Source organism: Rhizobium quercicola, assembly GCF_021168455.1.
Taxonomy (GTDB): Bacteria; Pseudomonadota; Alphaproteobacteria; order Rhizobiales; family Rhizobiaceae; genus Ferranicluibacter; species Ferranicluibacter quercicola.
In genome coordinates, this window is sequence record NZ_JAJOZR010000007.1 from 273925 (window position 1) to 290306 (window position 16382).

The following is a 16382-nucleotide window of genomic DNA, read 5'->3' on the forward strand; positions in this document are numbered from 1 at the left end:
CGCCGCCGCAGGATGGGAGGGGTCAGAACACCGACAGAGCCACGGCCATGCCGATCACGGCGGCGAGTGCCAGCGTGCAGGCTGCGTGGAAGACCCGGACGCCGCGCAGGATATCGTCCGCCGTGGCGACCGGCCGCCCGGCGGCATTCATCATCGGCTCCTCGACCCGGCCACCGGCATAGAGGCGAGGACCGGCGAGCTGGAGATCGAGCGCGCCGGCCATCGCCGCCTCCGGCCAGCCGGAATTGGGCGAGCGGTGCAGACCCTGATCGCGCAGGGCGACGGAAAGCGCGTTGCGCCCGGCCCGCAGCCCCAGCCGCCACCACGCGCCCCCCGCGATGAGCAGCATCGACAGCCGTGCGGCCGGGAGGTTGGCGACATCGTCCAGCCGAGCCGACGCCCGGCCGAAGTGGAGATAGCGCTCGGTCTTGTGGCCGATCATCGAATCGGCCGTGTTCAGCATCTTGTAGGCAAGCAGGCCCGGAAGCCCCGCGATCGCATACCAGACGAGCGGCGCGACGACACCGTCCGAAAAATTTTCCGCAAGGCTCTCGATGGCGGCCCGGCAGACGCCGGCCTCGTCCAGGCTCTCGGGATCCCGCCCGACGATCATCGAGACCGCACGCCGACCGCCCGCAAGCCCGCTTTCTTCAAGGCCCTTAGCCACGCGCAGCACGTGATCGGACAGGCTCTTCTGCGCCAGGAAGACCGCGACGATCAGGGCCTCGATGGCGGTGCCCCAAAGACCGAGCGACGACAGGCCAATATGAAGGAGACCGCCAATCGCTGCGGACAGCACGAGGAGACCCGCGATGACGCCCGCCCCGCGCCTGCGCAGCTGCGAGCCGCCGAGATGCGGCCGGTTCAGCCGGCGTTCACAGGCGGCGATCGCCGTGCCGAACAAGACGACGGGATGCGGCAGGCGGCGCCAGAGGCGGTCCGGATCGCCGACGATGCGGTCGATCGCAAGGCCGGTGGCGAGAATGACGAGGCGCATCAGCGGGCAACCTTGCGAAGGGCGGCGAGAAGGCGGAGGTCGGCGTCCGGATCGGGCGTCAGGCCGATTCGCAGCCAGCCGGGCGCGTAGTCGAAGCTGCGCGTGAGGATATGCCGCTCGCAAAGGGCATGCTGCAGGGCGGCGCCATCGGCGACCGCGACAAGCGAGAACAGATGCGTGCCGCCGACGGTGCGCAGACCGGCTTGCGACAGCACCGCGTCCAGCCCGGCTTTCCGCGCGGCGATCCGGATGCGAAGGCTTTCGATATCACCCTGCAGAAGCTGCTCGGCGACGGCAAGCGCCGGCCCCGAGACGGCCCAGGGACCGAGCGCCGTGGCAAGCGCCTCGAGCACGGCGGGTACGGCCATGACGAAGCCCAGCCGGATGCCGGCATGGCCGAAGACCTTGCCGAAGGAGCGGAAGACGATGAGGCCGGGATGTGCGAAGGCCTTGGCGGCGACGCTGTTGCCCGACACCCCGTCGCCGAAGGCCTCGTCCACAACCAGCCGTCCGCCCTGCGCGGCCATGCGGTCGGCGATGGCGAGCAGCGTGTCGCGTGGCAGAAGACGGCCGGTCGGGTTGTTCGGATTGACGATGACGGCGAGACCGTGATCGGGGCGAAGTTCGCCCGTATCGGCGATCGGATCGACGCGGAAACCGGAGAGCGACAGGACCCGCCGATACTCGCCATAGGTCGGGCCGAGAATCGCGACCGGACGGCCCGGCGGCGCGAACGCCGGCAGCTGCTGGATGACGGATTGCGTGCCCGGCACGGCCAGAGGCTGGTGCTCCCCGGTGCCGTAGAATGCGGCAGCGGCGGCCTCGGCACGGCGCACGAGATCGGCATCCGGCAGGCGGTGCCAGGCGGATGCGGGAATGTCCGGCAGCGGCGGTGGACAGGGATTGATGCCGGTGGAAAGGTCGAGCCAGTCCCGCGCGGTGCCGCCATAGCGGCCGATCGCCCCGGACAGGCCGCCGCCATGCTGGATCGGCGCCGTCATGCCGTCTCCGCGCTGGCAAGGTCCGGCGCGCGGTCGATGAGGTGCATGAAGGAGCCGGCGACGGACCCGACGCGCAGGCCGGCGGTACCCAGAGAGGTGCCGGCCGCATCCTCGACGGCGAACAGCGGTGCGGCCTCGCCTTCCGAGATGATCGTCGCATAGTGAAATTCATGCGCCATCATCGGCTTGAAGAATCCGGTTTCGTCCAGAGGCCGCACGCGGCGGTAGCCGAGATGCCGGCGCCGCTCGGCAAAGCTGGTGGTCAGCGGCAGGAGACCGAGCATCGGGTAGCGTGTCCCCGAGGCATCGACAAGCCCGTCACCGAGCGTCATGTAGCCGCCGCACTCCCCGAAGATCCGCGCCTTGCGCCGGGCGACGGCCTGCATGCCGGCGCGGAAGGTTTCGGCCGTGGACAATGCCCCCGCATGCAGTTCGGGATAGCCGCCGGGGAGATAGACGGCATCGGCATCGCCTGCCGGCGCCTCGTCCGCGAGCGGCGAGAAGAAGGTAAGGCTCGCGCCCGCCGTGTGCCATCCGGCGAGCAGGTGCTGATAGGCGAAGGCGAAGGCGACGTCGCGGGCGACCGCGATTTGCGACCCGAGCGGGTCCATGGCGACGACGGGTTCTGCGAGCGGCTGCACCGGACGGGCCTGCCGTCCGAGCGCCACCAGCGCGTCGAGATCGCATCCCGATTCGACCGAATCGGCGGCGTGGTCGATGAAGCGATCGAGCCCACCATGCTCGCCGGCCTGCACGAGGCCGAGATGCCGCTCGGGCAAGGCCAGGCCCGGATCGCGGCCGATGATGCCGAGCACCGGCATGGCGATATCCGCCAGTGCGCCGCGCAGCATCGCCTCGTGCTTGGCACTGCCGACCTTGTTGAGGATGACGCCGGCGAGCCGGATATCGGCGCGGAAGCGGGCGTAGCCGGACACGAGCGCCGCCACCGACTGCGCCATGCGGCCGCAATCGACCACCAGCACCACCGGCAGTCCCAGAGATGCCGCGAGATCGGCCGGCGCGCCGGTGCCGTCCATCGCCGCATCAAACAGGCCCATCATGGCCTCGATGACGAGAAGGCGGCCATCGTGCCGCGCGCGGGATGCCTGCGCATCGAGCAAGGCGGGGCGCATGGCCCAGGGATCGTAGTTGACGCAGGCGATGCCGCAGGCGGCCGTATGGAAGGCCGGATCGATATAGTCCGGGCCCGCCTTTCCGGGAGACACCGCGACCCCGCGCCGGCTGAGCGCGCGCAAAAGGCCGAGCGTGATGGTGGTCTTGCCGGAGCCGGACGACGGGGCGGCGATCAGGATGCCGCTCATGCCGTGCAGTCTCCCGCCGATGCCGAATCGATCTGCGCGGAGCCCAACCAGTCGAGAACGGACCGCAGCCGCACGACCTCGCCGAGCACCACGATCGCCGGTGGCGAAACGCCGGCTGAGGCGGCGTCGGCCGCCGCGCGGCCCAGCGTTGTTTCGAGAACCGACTGGCGAGATGTCGCCGCATTGCTGACGAAGGCGAGCGGCTCGTCCGGCGCGCGGCCGGCGGCCAGAAGGTTCGCGGTGATCTCGCTGATATGCTTCATCGCCATGTACATGACGATGACCGGCGACCCCTTGGCGACGCTCGCCCAATCGACGCGATCCGGCACGAGGCCCGAGGAGTCGTGACCGGTGAGGAAGGTGACGACATGGGTGATGTCGCGGTGGGTGACCGGGATGCCGGCATAGGCGAGACCGCCGATACCCGCCGTGATGCCGGGTACGACGCGGAAGGGAATGCCGTGCTCGACCAGCACCAGCGCCTCTTCGCCACCACGGCCGAAGACGAAGGGATCGCCGCCCTTCAGCCGCAGCACGCGCTTGCCCTCGCGGGCGAGCGCGACGAGGCGGAGCGAAATGTCGCGCTGCTTCGGCGAGGGCTTGCCGCCGCGCTTGCCGGCGAACTCCAGCACGGCACCGGGCCGCGCGAGCGACAGGCAGGCGGCGTCCACCAGGGCATCATGCACGATGACATCCGCCTGTCGCAGGGCGTTGACCGCATGCAGCGTCAGCAGGCCGGGATCGCCCGGCCCCGCGCCCACCAGCCAGACGGCGCCCGGCGCCATCAGCGGCAGACCGTCGAAGGAGAAATCCCTCATCCCGCCAACTCCAAGGCCGGCGCGGATGATTCGATGTGGGAAGGTGCGACCAAACCGGTCGAAGACAGCGCGGCAAGCAGCTGTTTCGAATGGGCTTCCACCACGGCAGCGGTCGCCTGGCGGGACGCGTGCTTTTCCACCACCAGCCGTCCGCCGCGCCCGGCAGCCGCAAGGGCGGAGGCCTCCGCGACGCTGTGGCATCCGGTCAGGCGAAAGACATCCGGCGAGGGCGACGCGATGCGCGGCGTTTCAGTCTCCAGCCGGACGGCGTCGAATGTCAGGAGGGGAACGGCAAACCGGTCGGCGAGGGCGAGGATGGCGGGCTCCGTGGCGCGGGCGTCGATCGATGCGATGGCGTGGAGCGGACGTTCGGGGTAGCCGGCCTTCGCCAGCACGGAAAGAGCGAGATCGAGGACATCGGCAAAGGGCGAACCCGGCCGGCAGCCGAGGCCGAGAACCAGCCCGCGCTCCATCGTCTCACCACACTTGGCCATTCCACGCTCTCCGCTGCACGCCACCTGCGCCCCAAGGGGCCGCACAGGAAAGCCGCGTTTCAGATCCTGCAGCGATGCGGCGGTCGAGGACTCGTCACAGGCTCCAGTCGCGCAGACGCCGAGCGGCCGGGGATCTCTCCCCGGTCGAGGCCTCGACAGCTCCGGCATGAGCCCCCGCTCAGGGTCGGCCGCACCGGACGCGTTTTCAGCCCGAACCGGGCGCCGTCGCATGACGCGTGTCTTACAAGAGATTTGCGCCGACAGGAATTGCTTATGGAGCGCCTGCGGCAAAATCGGCGCGGCGGGAAGGCGGGACAGCGCGAGAGGCGTGCCGCGCGAGACCCCTTCCCTTTGCCCGCCGGCTCTGCCAAAGAGCGTGCGCGTCCCTACACAGCCCGTTGCCGGCGACACGGCCCAAGGTCCATCGTGCACGATCTCGCGTTTCATCTGCTCCTTTTCCTCTTCCTCGCGGCATTCATCGCCGGCTTCATCGACAGCATTGCCGGCGGCGGCGGCATGATCACCGTGCCGGCCATGCTGCTGGCCGGCCTGCCACCACTGGAAACGCTCGGCACCAACAAACTCCAGTCCCTGTTCGGCTCGGGCTCGGCAAGCCTTGCCTATGCCCGCGCCGGTCACGTGGACCTGAAAAGCCAGCTGCCCATGGCATTCCTGTCGCTGGCCGGCGGCGCAATCGGGGCCATGGTGGCGACCGTGGTGCCCGGCGACGTGCTGCGCGCCGTGCTTCCCTTCCTGCTCATCGGCATCGCGCTCTATTTCGCGCTGAAGCCGAACGTCGCCGATCTCGATCGCACCCAGCGGATCACACCCTTCGTCTTCGGCCTCACCATCGTGCCGGCCATCGGCTTCTACGACGGCATCTTCGGCCCCGGCACCGGCTCCTTCTTCATGCTGGCCTTCATCGCGCTTGCCGGCTTCGGCGTGCTGAAGGCGACGGCGCATACCAAGCTCCTCAATTTCGGTTCCAATATCGGCGGCTTCCTCGTGCTTGCCCTGTATGGCGTCGTCCTGTGGAAGGTCGGGCTGATGATGGGCGCCGGACAGTTCGCCGGGGCGCAGGTCGGCTCTCGCTTTGCCATGAAGCGCGGCGCCAAGATCATCAAACCGCTGCTGGTCCTCACCTGCATCGCACTCGCCATCCGCCTTCTCGCCGATCCCGCAAATCCGGTTCGGGTCTGGTTCGGGATCTAATACTCCACACCCACCTGCGCCTTGATGCCCGAGCGGAACGGGTGCTTGACGAGCTCCATCTCGGTCACGAGGTCGGCGATCTCGATCAGTTCCTCGCGGGCATTGCGGCCGGTCAGCACCACATGCGTCATCGGCGGCTTTTCCTCGCTGAGGAAGCGCACGACCTCGTGGATGTCGATATAGTCGTAGCGCAGCGCGATGTTGATCTCGTCCAGCAGCACCATGGAATTGGCGGGATCGCGGATCAGCTCTTTCGAGGTTTCCCAGGCCTTCTGCGCCATCGCCACATCGCGGGCGCGGTCCTGTGTTTCCCAGGTAAAGCCTTCGCCCAGCGTATAGAAGCGGCAGAGATGCTGGAAATGCATCTCGATCAGCGTGCGCTCGCCGGTCTCCCAGCCGCCCTTGATGTACTGGACGACCGCCGACGGCATGCCGTGAGCGATGTGGCGGAAGATCATGCCGAAACCGGCGGTGGTCTTGCCCTTGCCCTTGCCGGTATGCACCATGATGAGGCCCTTGCCATCGGTCTTCGTCGCCATGATCTTCTCGCGCGCGACCTTCTTCTTCGCCATCTTCATGGCGTGGCGCTCCAGATCGACCTCGGCGGCCGGTGTTTCCTCGGTCATATCAGTCCCTTTGGGTTCTCACGACGCCCGGAGCGTCAGGCTGCTGGAAAGCTCGAAGCGCGCCGAATTGGACCGCGGCTGCCAGTATCCCCGGTCGATGGCGTCCGTCAGGCGCGCGGCCAAATCGCGGAAGGCGTGGCGGTTCGCCGCCTCCATGAAGGCACGCACGGCATCATCCAGCACGAAGGCCTGATAGACCGCCTCGAAATGCTGGCTGCGGACGGCACCCGTGGTGGCGGCGAAGGCGAAGAGATAGTCGACCGTCGCCGCCATCTCGAAGGCGCCCTTGTAGCCGTGCCGCATCATGCCGGCGATCCATTTCGGATTGACCACGCGCCCGCGCACGACCCGGCCGATCTCCTCCTCGAGCGACCGGATGACCGGCTTTTCCGGCCGGGAATGGTCGTTGTGGTAGATGACCGGGCGCGTGCCCGAAAGCTGCTCGACGGCCGCGCTCATGCCGCCTTCGAACTGGTAGTAGTCGTCGCTGTCGAGAAGATCGTGCTCGCGATTGTCCTGATTCTGTACCACGGCCTGCACGCCGGCAAGGCGCGTTTCCAGCACCGCGCGCGCGTCGCGGCCCTCCGCATGCGCGCCATAGGCATAGCCACCCCAGGTAAGATAGGCGTCGGCAAGCTCGGCACGTTCGGGGCCGCGCGTCTCGTCCATCAGAGCCTGCAGGCCGGCGCCGTAGGAGCCGGGCTTGGAGCCGAAGACGCGGTAGGAGGCGCGGCGTTCGGCCTCAGCCGCACTCAGGCCCTTCTCGCGCCATTCCGCGCTCTCCCGGCGGATGCGGGCGGCGATCGCGTTGTCCTCGTCGTCTTCCTCCAGCGCACCGATGGCCCGCACCGCGCTGTCGAACAGCGCGATCTGCTCGGGAAACGCATCGCGGAAGAAGCCGGAGACGCGCAGGGTGACATCGACGCGCGGGCGGCCGAGAAGCGCCAGCGGCACGATCTCGTAGCCCGTGACGCGCCGCGACATCGGATCCCAGAGCGGCTTTGCCCCGATGAGGGCCAGCGCCTGCGCGATATCGTCGCCGCCGGTGCGCATGTTGGAGGTGCCCCAGGCGGTCAGGCCGAGCGCCGTCGGCCACTCGCCATGATCCTGGAGGTAGCGCCGGATGAGGAGATCGGCGGACTTCTTGCCGAGTTCGAAGGCGGCCGGCGTCGGCACGGCGCGGCTGTCGACGGAGTAGAAGTTGCGCCCCGTCGGCAGCACGTCCGGACGCCCGCGCGTCGGCGCACCGGAGGGACCGGGCGCGACGAACCGTCCATCGAGACCGGCCAGCAGGCCGGCAATTTCCGCAGGCCCGCAGGCGATCAGGGACGGTCTCAGCCGCGCCTCGACGGCATCGAGAACGCCGCGCGTCGCCGGCCAGCCGTCCGGGCACGGGATGTCCCCGCCGACGAGCTTTGCCGCAAGCAACTCGATGCGCTCGACGGTGTCGCCTTCGCTGCGCCACGTGTCCTCGCTGACGGCCGAGAGCATTGCCGGGCGCGGCCCCTGCCAGAGCGTGGCGGGTGCGCAATCCAGCGGGTCGAACACGGGCGCCTCGACACCCTCCCCGTTGACGAGCCCGCAATCCCGCGCGATCGCCCGCTGCAGGCTCGCATCGCCGCCCTCGCCGGTGCCACGCGGCACGCGCGCGAGCGCCAGTGTCAGGTCGGTCAAAAGCCGTCCTTCGGGCGAGACGCCGAAGACGTGGAGACCGTCGCGGATCTGCATTTCCTTCAGATCGCAGAGATAGGCGTCGAGCTTCTGCAGCGCCGCATCCTCGCCATCCGTCTCGGCGATGCCGGCATCCGCATCGAGCCCGATGTCGCGCACGAGGTGCAGGATCTGGCTGGACAGCAGCCGCAGCCGCCGCGGATCGCCGCCGGCCGCGTCGTAATACTCATCGACCAGACCTTCGAGGTCGCGCAGCGCGCCGTAGGTCTCCGCGCGCGTCAGCGGCGGGGTCAGATGGTCGATGATGACGGCCGCCGAGCGGCGCTTGGCCTGCGTCCCCTCGCCGGGATCGTTGACGATGAACGGGTAGAGATGCGGCAGCGGGCCGAACACGGCTTCGGGGTAGCACGTCTCCGACAGCGCCAGCGCCTTGCCCGGCAGCCATTCGAGATTGCCGTGCTTGCCCATGTGGATGATGGCATGCGCGCCGAAGGCGCGGCGCAGGAACGCATAGAAGGCGAAATAGCCATGCGGCGGCACGAGGTCCGGCGAATGGTAGGTTTCCTTCGGATCGATATTGTAGCCCCGCGCCGGCTGGATGCCGATGACGACGCCGCCAAGCCGCGCGAGCGGCAATGCAAAACGGTCGCCGTCGGCGTAGGGATCGCGCGAAGGATCGCCCCAGCGTGCCGTGACCTCGGCTTGAATCCGTTCGGGAAGCGTCGCGAAGAACGCGTTGTAATCGTTGAAGGATAATGTTTCGCGGATATGCCGCCCGTCGCGCGCGGCATTGGTCGGGCCTTCCATCAGATGCCGGATCAGCGCGTCACCATCCGTCGGCAGATCGGTCACCGGATAGCCGGCCGCGGCCATCGCGCGCAGCACCTCGATCGTGCCGGCCGGCGTATCCAGGCCGACGCCGTTGCCGAGGCGACCGTCGCGGTTCGGGTAATTGGCGAGCACGATGGCGACCTTGCGGTCGGCGGGCGGCGTGTGGCGCAGGAGCGCCCAGTTCGCCGCGAGCTTCGCCACGAAGGCGACCCTGTCCGGCAGCGGCGCATGCCCGACGATGTTGGTCTCGACCGCCTCGTCATAGATCGCCGCCGCCTTGAAGGAAACGGCACGGGAGAGAATGCGACCGTCCACCTCGGGAAGCGCGACGTTCATCGCGAGATCGCGCGCCATGAGGCCTTGCGACGAGCTTTCCCAGGCCTGGCGGGTCGAGGCGGAGAACAGCACCTGCAGCACCGGCGCGCCACCGGCGTCGAGCACGGTGCCCTTGTGATCGCCGCCCGGAGCCGACACCGCGAAGCTCGTGGCATTGAGGACGACATCCGGCGTGAACCGCGCGAAGATCGCCTCGACCGTGCCGACGGACAGCGCATCCTTCAGGCTGGAGACGAAGACCGGGAGAACCCGCATCCCCTCGGCCGTCAGCGCCTCGACCAGTGCGGCCACCGGTCGCGTCTCGCCGGACTGGACGAGCGCGCGATAGAAGCAGAGCGCCGCGACCGGCTGCGGCCCGGGATGCGCATCCGCCCAGGCGTCCGCGCCGACGATGCCTTCCTCCGGCGACCAGAGGCCGGCCCGCAGCAATGGCGTTGCCGCCGGCGGCCGCTCGCGCTCATCGACCAGCGCATGGGCATAGGCGAGAAACGCCTGCATGTTATCGGGGCCGCCTTCGGTGAAATAGGCGAGCATCGCGGCCCGATCCTCGGCGGACACGGTGGAATAGGCGTCGAGCGCCGGATCCGGCTTGTCGTAGCCGGGAAGCACGGCGATCTTGGCACGATGGGTGACGGCCGTGGCGTGGAGCGCTTCCAGCACGTAACTGAAGTAGGACGCACCGCCGAGTGCGCGCACGACGATCAGCTTTGCATGCCGTGCAGTGCGCTGGACATAGGTATCGACCGACATCGGGTGCTTCAGCGACAGAAGGCTCGCCGCCCGCAGGGTCCGCCCGTCGGGGGCGGTCCTGCAGGCGCTCGCGATGGCGGAAAGCTCCGTATCGGCTGCGGACAGGAACAGGATCTCGCCCGGCGACTGGGCGAGGTCGATGGCCTCGTCCCCGTCCGAGATCGTGCCTTTCTGCGCAAGAAGAAGATGCATCCGCCGCTGTTCCCGCCTGGTCTATGCCGCTGCCGCGACGATGGCCGCACGCAGCGCAGCCTCGTCCAGATCATGCAGCCCGATGACGACGAGGCGCGTGCGACGGGCTTCGCCGGCCGCCCAGGCGCGGTCGAAATACGGATCGATCCGTGTTCCCACGGCCTGGATCAGAAGCCGCATCGGCTTGCCGGGAACATCCGCGAAACCCTTCAGCCGCAGGACGTCGTGCGCGGAGACGATCGCCTTCAGTCGCGATACGAAACCGGTGGAGTCGGCGATCGGGCCGAGTTCGACGACGAAGCTCGCGAACTCGTCATGGTCGTGCTCCTCGCCCGCCTCGTGCTCCATCTCGTGATGGGATTTGCGGTTGGCGATATCGTCTTCCGTGCCGACGCCGAGGCCGAGCAGAACGGAGGCCGGCACCGCGCCATTCGCGGCCTCGATCATCATCGGCTTGCGCGTGGTGCGCGCGGCGACTTCGCGGCGGACGGCCTCGATGCCGGCGGCATCCAGCAGGTCGGTCTTGTTGAGAACGATGAGGTCGGCGGCGGTGAGCTGGTCTTCGAACAGCTCCTCGATCGGGCTTTCATGGTCGAGATTGTCGTCCTCGGCACGCGCGGCATCCACCTTGTCATGATCGTCGGCGAAACGGCCGGCTGCGACGGCGGCGCTGTCCACCACGGTGATCACGCCATCCACCGTCACCTGCGTGCGGATATCGGGCCAGTTGAACGCGGCGATCAGCGGCTGCGGCAGCGCGAGACCGGAGGTCTCGATGACGATATGGTCGGGGCGGCCCTCCCGCTCCAGAAGGCGCGTCATGGTGGGAATGAAGTCGTCGGCCACGGTGCAGCAGATGCAGCCATTGGTGAGCTCGATGATATCGTCCTCGCTGCAGGCCTCGGCCCCGCAACCCTTCAGCACATCGCCATCGACGCCGAGATCGCCGAACTCGTTGATGATGAGCGCGATCCGCCGGCCATCGGCGTTTTCCAGGATGTTGCGGATCATCGTCGTCTTGCCCGCACCGAGAAAGCCGGTGATGACCGTCGCGGGGATCTTGGCGCCCGATGCTTTACGGTCGCCGGTTTTGGAGAATATCATGAACTAACCCTTCATCTTGAGCGGCAGACCCGCCGCCACGAAATAGACGTCGCGCGCCTGTGCCGCGACCTGCTGGTGGAGCCGGCCGGCATGATCGCGAAAATCCCGCGCCATGCGGTTGTCAGGCACCATCCCGAGCCCCACCTCGTTGGAAACGAAAATGACGGAGGCGCAAAGTGCCGGCAGGCCGGCGACGAGACGCGCCGATTCCGCCGCGACGTCGCGCGCCTCCAGCATGAGATTGGTGACCCACAGCGTCAGGCAATCGACAAGGACGACACGGCCGGCGGCATCGATGGCGGCAAGCCTGCCGACGAGATCGAACGGCTCTTCATGCGTCGTCCAGAGGTCGCCGCGCGACGTGCGGTGGGTGTCGATCCGCGTCCGCATCTCGTCGTCGAAGGCGCGGCCGGTGGCGATGTAATGCCGGTCGAGGCCCGTGTCCGCAGCCAGCCGCTCGGCAAAGCCCGACTTGCCGGAGCGTGCGCCACCGAGCACGAGCGTGGTACCATGATGCGGGGATGTCATGTTCGCGCGGCTGTCCCGCTGCTCCCATGACGCAAAAGGCAATGCGATCCGAAGGGTCTGCATGCGCCTGCCGGGCATGAGCCAAAATCGCATGCGTAAAAACCGCCGGCCCGGGCAACCCGGTGGGCGAACGTCTCGTGTGCCACGACAACCTCCGTGCTGGCGCTGGAACGCTGCATCATGAGGATGCGGCGCGGTGTGGCTGGCAGGTCTCCTGGCTCACGGCGTCACGCAGGGTCGAAACCCTGAGAACGGGTTCGCCTCGCCTTCCCGAAACAGGTTGCCCGGCGTTCGACGGCCGGATCGATGGCGAAGAGGTGGACGATTCGTAGAAAAGGAGGCGTCCGACCCCGGTTGCTCGCATCGCTGCTTCAGTGGCTTTTCCGGCCCAGTCCTTCAGATGACGCCAGCCGCACCACGCGGCATGGTCCGTCGCCCGTTGGACGAGACCGGATGGCGAACCCTGACCGTTCTACAGTCGCGGGGTCGGCTGCGATGAGGATGCCCTGTGTGGGTCCATCCCTTCGCATTCCCATTTACTCCCGAACGACACGCGCCGTACGGGAACCATCCATACCGCGAAGATTAGGCGCGTCGCTGGATCAAGTCAATCTTCCGCGCTATGTCCGCAGCTTCGCCCGACCCGAAGCTCAAGCGTTTCCCCGCGAAGACGCCCGACGAGATCGAGCCTCCCATGCCCGACGTCCTGAAGTCCCTGACCCTTGCCCGCGTGAAGCGTATCGCCCGGAAAGCCGTCACCTTTTCGGAGTGGCGCATCTTTGCCCGGCGGAGCGAAATCGGGCTTCTCGTGGCGGGCATCGTCGTGGGTCTCACCTCCGGGCTTGCCGTCATCGCCATGAGTTTCGTCTCGCTGCAGCTGCACAAGCTGATTTTCGGCATTTCCGACTACGAGCGCGTCAGCTCCGCGGACCTCAAGGGCCAGATCGCCATTCTCATGGCGCCGATCGTCGGCGGGCTGCTGCTGGGCTTGCTCATGATGGGGCTCGCGCTCTGGCGCAAGAAGGCGATGGTCGACCCCATCGAGGCAAATGCGCTGCACGGGGGCCGCATGTCGTTGACCGACAGCATCGTGGTCGCTGTGCAGAACCTCGTCTCCAACGGCTTTGGCGCCTCGGTCGGCCTGGAGGCCGGCTACACGCAGCTCGCTTCCGGTCTCGCCTCGAAGATCGGCGTGAAGCTGAAATTGCGGCGCAACGATCTGCGCACGCTGCTCGGCTGCGGCGCGGCCGGCGCCATCGCAGCGGCCTTCAACGCACCGCTGACCGGCGCCTTCTACGCCTTCGAGCTGATCATCGGCTCCTACACCATTGCATCGCTGACCCCGGTCGTGGTCTCGGCGCTCGTCGCCAACCTGGTGACGCGCCTGCTCTGGGGCGAGGAGTTCACGATCGACATCGGCGCCTTCGGCGATGTCGTTCCCGGCGACTACATCCCGGCCATCCTCCTCGGCGCGCTGTGCGCCGGCGTCGCCATCCTGATCATGAAGGGCGTGTCGCTGACGGAGGAGATCGCGCGCAGGAGCGACATTCCCGCGCCGCTGCGTCCCGCCATCGGCGGCGTCGTGGTCGGGCTGCTGGCCACCATCTCGCCGCAGGTGCTCTCCGGCGGCCATGGCGCGCTCCATCTCAATCTCGCCCACGCCACGCCCATCGCTATGCTGATCGGCCTGTTCCTGATGAAGTCCGTGGCAACGGCGGTCTCGATCGGGTCGGGTTTCCGCGGCGGACTGTTCTTCGCCTCGCTGTTCATGGGCGCGCTGCTCGGCAAGGTCTTTGCCGGCGTCGTCCCCTACGTCTTCGGCGACACGACGCTGACGCCGGTGATCTACGCCGTCGTCGGCATGAGTTCGCTCGCGGTCGCCATCATCGGCGGGCCGCTGACGATGACGTTCCTCGCGCTGGAGATCACCGGCGACTTTCCGATCACCGCGCTGGTACTGGCGGCCGTCATCACCTCGTCGCTGGTCGTGCGCACCACCTTCGGCTACTCGTTCGCCACATGGCGCTTCCATCTGCGCGGCGAGAGCATCCGCAGCGCCCACGATGTCGGCTGGATCCGCAATCTGACCGTGGGACGCCTGATGCGGCCCGACGTCCGCACCATCAACGCGAAGGCGACACTGGACGAGCTGAAAGCCGAATTTCCGCTCGGCTCGGCCCAGCGCGCCATCGTGGTTGACGACAACAACCGCTATGGCGGCGTCATCCTCATTCCCGAGGTCTATGCGAGCCCGGTGGAGAAGGATGCGGCCGGCAAGGGAATCGAAGACTACATCAAGCTGCCGAACGACTTCCTGCAGCCGAACATGAACGCCCGGCAGGCGGCGACTCTGTTCGACAAGACCGAGAGCGACGCGCTCGCCGTCTGCAACAACCTGATCGAGCGCCGCGTCGTCGGCGTGCTTACCGAAAGCTACACCCTGCGCCGCTACAGCGAGGAACTCGACCGCCGCCGCCGTGAGGCATCGGGCGAATTCTGATTCAAAGCCAAGGGAATAGGTGCGAAAGCTCTAGCGACCCATGAGGCCGTCGAGCCAGCGCGGATCGAGCACGGCCTCCAGCTCTCCGGCGACGGCATCCAGCGCCGCATCGACGGACCCGCGGTAGTCGAAGGCCTCGGCCTCGATGCCGAAGCTGCGCAGGAGAGCGGCGCGATAGGCGTCGCTAGCAAATAAACCGTGGAGATAGGTGCCCATGACACGGCCGTCAGGCGACAGCGCACCATCGGGGCGGTCCCCGATAAGGACGGGCGGTCGGGCGCAGTCGGGTCCGGCGGTCTTCCCGAGATGGATCTCGTAACCCTCGAGCGCGACATCGTGCTCGGTCGAGCGGGCGCCGCTGTTGCGCACCACCTTTTCGCGCGCCATCTCGGTCTCCACGTCAAGGAGACCGAGGCCATCCACGGCGGCGGTTCCGCCCTCGATGCCGAGCGGATCTGAAATCCGGCGCCCGAGCATCTGATAGCCGCCGCAAAGACCAATGACCCGGCCGCCGCGCCGCAGGTGGCGTGCGAGATCCGCATCCCAGCTCGCTGCCTTGAGCGCCGCCAGATCCGAGATCGTCGCTTTCGAGCCGGGGAGGATGACGAGCGCCGCATCCTCCGGCAGGCGCTCGCCGGGCTGGATGAAGCGAAGGTCCACAGACGGTTCGGCGGCGAGCGGATCAAGATCGTCAAAATTGGCGATGCGCGGCAGCACCGGCACGGCGATGGTCAGCGCCCGCGCCGTTCCCCGCGACAGGCGTTCGAGAACGACGGAATCCTCCGCCGGGAGCTGGCGCGCGGCCTTCAGCCAGGGCACCACGCCGAAACAGGGCCAGCGGGTGAACGCGTGGATGGCAGTGAGCCCGTTGTCGAACAGGGTCACGTCGCCCCGGAACTTGTTGATCAGATATCCCGCGACCATGGCCCGGTCATCGGGCGCAAGCACCGCATGCGTGCCGACCAGCGAGGCGATGACGCCGCCGCGGTCGATGTCGCCGACCAGCACCACGGGCACGCCTGCACGCGTCGCGAAGCCCATATTGGCGATGTCGCCGGCGCGCAGGTTGATCTCGGCCGGAGAGCCCGCGCCCTCGACAATCACCAGATCGCGGCCGGCGCGGATCGTCTCGAAGCTTTCCAGCACCGCGCCGAGCAGCTTCGGCTTCATCGCCTGATAGTCGCGCCCGCGCGCCTGCCCGACGACCTTGCCCTGCACGACGACCTGGCTGCCGGTTTCCGACTGCGGCTTGAGGAGGACCGGATTCATGTGGATCGAGGACGGGATGCGGGCAGCGAGCGATTGCAGCCACTGCGCCCGGCCGATCTCGCCGCCATCGGCCGACACGGCCGCGTTGTTCGACATATTCTGCGGCTTGAAGGGCGCGACGCGGACGCCGCGATTGGCCGCGAGCCGGCAGAGACCGGCGACCAGCACGGTCTTGCCGACATCCGAACCCGTTCCCTGAAGCATGATCGATTTCGCCATAGGGCCTGATATCACCGGCCAGCGCCGGGCGCCATGCACGGGCCGGGATGACGACGCGCAAAAACCGCAGCAGCCGGAGCCCTGCGGTTTTCCGCCATCGACACCGGGAAACGCACGGTGCGGGGCGGGCAAGCGGCGGCATCGAACGGATGCCGACAGGCTGGCAGAGTGCCGGGACGCAAAACCTGATCCGGCAAAGCAGCTGTCACCAGCCACGGCACCATCCTTAGGCCGCGAGGGTTACCAGAGCGTTACCTGCGCGGCGCGCTCGTCATTTTTGTCACAATCGCGTCATCCCTGACGACACCGTCCCGAGCTGTCGCGCGATCGACGCAACTGCCAAAGGGACACTCCCATACCGGGAGCGTGCACGGAAGCGAACATTCGAAAGAGATGAAATTCAATGGCTTGCACCGCCATTCCGATTCGACATCGCAAGAAGAGCGGTTGATTTCTGACGGATAGCTTCTAGGCTGGCACGGATACGGCAGGGATAACCCGAGACGTCTGCG

The 16382-nt window shown here is 67.7% G+C and carries 12 protein-coding genes and 1 riboswitch; of the genes, 2 read left to right on the forward strand and 10 right to left on the reverse strand.

Annotation, left to right across the window (positions count from 1 at the left end):
* Positions 1-22 precede the first annotated feature (22 nt).
* The 5 genes from cbiB to LRX75_RS12965 are packed head-to-tail and all read right to left on the reverse strand — an operon-like array spanning position 23 to position 4632.
* Positions 23-997 carry an adenosylcobinamide-phosphate synthase CbiB gene (gene cbiB, locus LRX75_RS12945; protein ID WP_231814954.1) on the reverse strand — a complete coding sequence of 325 codons (975 nt, stop codon included), beginning with the start codon at positions 995-997 and terminating at the stop codon, positions 23-25.
* Positions 997-1998, reverse strand: a complete 1002-nt coding sequence (gene cobD / locus LRX75_RS12950; protein WP_231814956.1) for a threonine-phosphate decarboxylase CobD — start codon at positions 1996-1998, stop codon at positions 997-999. Before cobD ends, cbiB begins: the two co-directional genes overlap by 1 nt.
* On the reverse strand, positions 1995-3320 hold the full coding sequence (locus LRX75_RS12955) for a cobyrinic acid a,c-diamide synthase CobB (protein ID WP_231814958.1): 1326 nt from the start codon (positions 3318-3320) through the stop codon (positions 1995-1997). Before LRX75_RS12955 ends, cobD begins: the two co-directional genes overlap by 4 nt.
* Positions 3317-4138 carry a uroporphyrinogen-III C-methyltransferase gene (cobA, locus tag LRX75_RS12960; protein ID WP_113148870.1) on the reverse strand — a complete coding sequence of 274 codons (822 nt, stop codon included), beginning with the start codon at positions 4136-4138 and terminating at the stop codon, positions 3317-3319. Before cobA ends, LRX75_RS12955 begins: the two co-directional genes overlap by 4 nt.
* Positions 4135-4632: a cobalamin biosynthesis protein gene (locus tag LRX75_RS12965; protein ID WP_231814960.1), complete on the reverse strand. Its 498-nt coding sequence runs from the start codon at positions 4630-4632 to the stop codon at positions 4135-4137. The genes cobA and LRX75_RS12965 overlap by 4 nt, the downstream gene beginning before the upstream one ends.
* Before the next feature lie 426 nt (positions 4633-5058).
* On the opposite strand from LRX75_RS12965, the gene LRX75_RS12970 reads away from it, so the two are divergent.
* The gene (locus tag LRX75_RS12970; RefSeq protein WP_231814962.1) at positions 5059-5844 is read left to right on the forward strand and encodes a TSUP family transporter; all 786 of its coding nucleotides are present in this window, start codon (positions 5059-5061) and stop codon (positions 5842-5844) included.
* Here the strand turns inward: LRX75_RS12970 and cobO are convergent.
* Genes cobO through cobU form a run of 4 tightly spaced genes read right to left on the reverse strand, consistent with a single transcriptional unit; the run spans position 5841 to position 11882 of the window.
* The gene (gene cobO, locus LRX75_RS12975) at positions 5841-6470 is read right to left on the reverse strand and encodes a cob(I)yrinic acid a,c-diamide adenosyltransferase (protein WP_231814964.1); all 630 of its coding nucleotides are present in this window, start codon (positions 6468-6470) and stop codon (positions 5841-5843) included. The genes LRX75_RS12970 and cobO overlap by 4 nt on opposite strands.
* A gap of 18 nt (positions 6471-6488) precedes the next feature.
* Positions 6489-10250 carry a cobaltochelatase subunit CobN gene (gene cobN, locus LRX75_RS12980; RefSeq protein ID WP_231814966.1) on the reverse strand — a complete coding sequence of 1254 codons (3762 nt, stop codon included), beginning with the start codon at positions 10248-10250 and terminating at the stop codon, positions 6489-6491.
* 21 nt (positions 10251-10271) lie between these two features.
* On the reverse strand, positions 10272-11354 hold the full coding sequence (cobW, locus tag LRX75_RS12985) for a cobalamin biosynthesis protein CobW (RefSeq protein WP_231814968.1): 1083 nt from the start codon (positions 11352-11354) through the stop codon (positions 10272-10274).
* A 3-nt stretch (positions 11355-11357) separates the two neighbouring features.
* Positions 11358-11882, reverse strand: a complete 525-nt coding sequence (cobU, locus tag LRX75_RS12990) for a bifunctional adenosylcobinamide kinase/adenosylcobinamide-phosphate guanylyltransferase (RefSeq protein WP_231814970.1) — start codon at positions 11880-11882, stop codon at positions 11358-11360.
* A gap of 187 nt (positions 11883-12069) precedes the next feature.
* Positions 12070-12469: riboswitch (cobalamin riboswitch) on the reverse strand.
* Positions 12470-12576: 107 nt separating this feature from the next.
* On the opposite strand from cobU, the gene LRX75_RS12995 reads away from it, so the two are divergent.
* On the forward strand, positions 12577-14382 hold the full coding sequence (locus tag LRX75_RS12995; RefSeq protein WP_231814972.1) for a chloride channel protein: 1806 nt from the start codon (positions 12577-12579) through the stop codon (positions 14380-14382).
* A 30-nt stretch (positions 14383-14412) separates the two neighbouring features.
* Here the strand turns inward: LRX75_RS12995 and LRX75_RS13000 are convergent, their stop codons facing one another.
* A complete protein-coding gene (locus LRX75_RS13000; protein WP_231814974.1) occupies positions 14413-15870 on the reverse strand; it encodes a cobyric acid synthase in 1458 nt (485 codons plus the stop codon).
* Positions 15871-16382 lie beyond the last annotated feature (512 nt).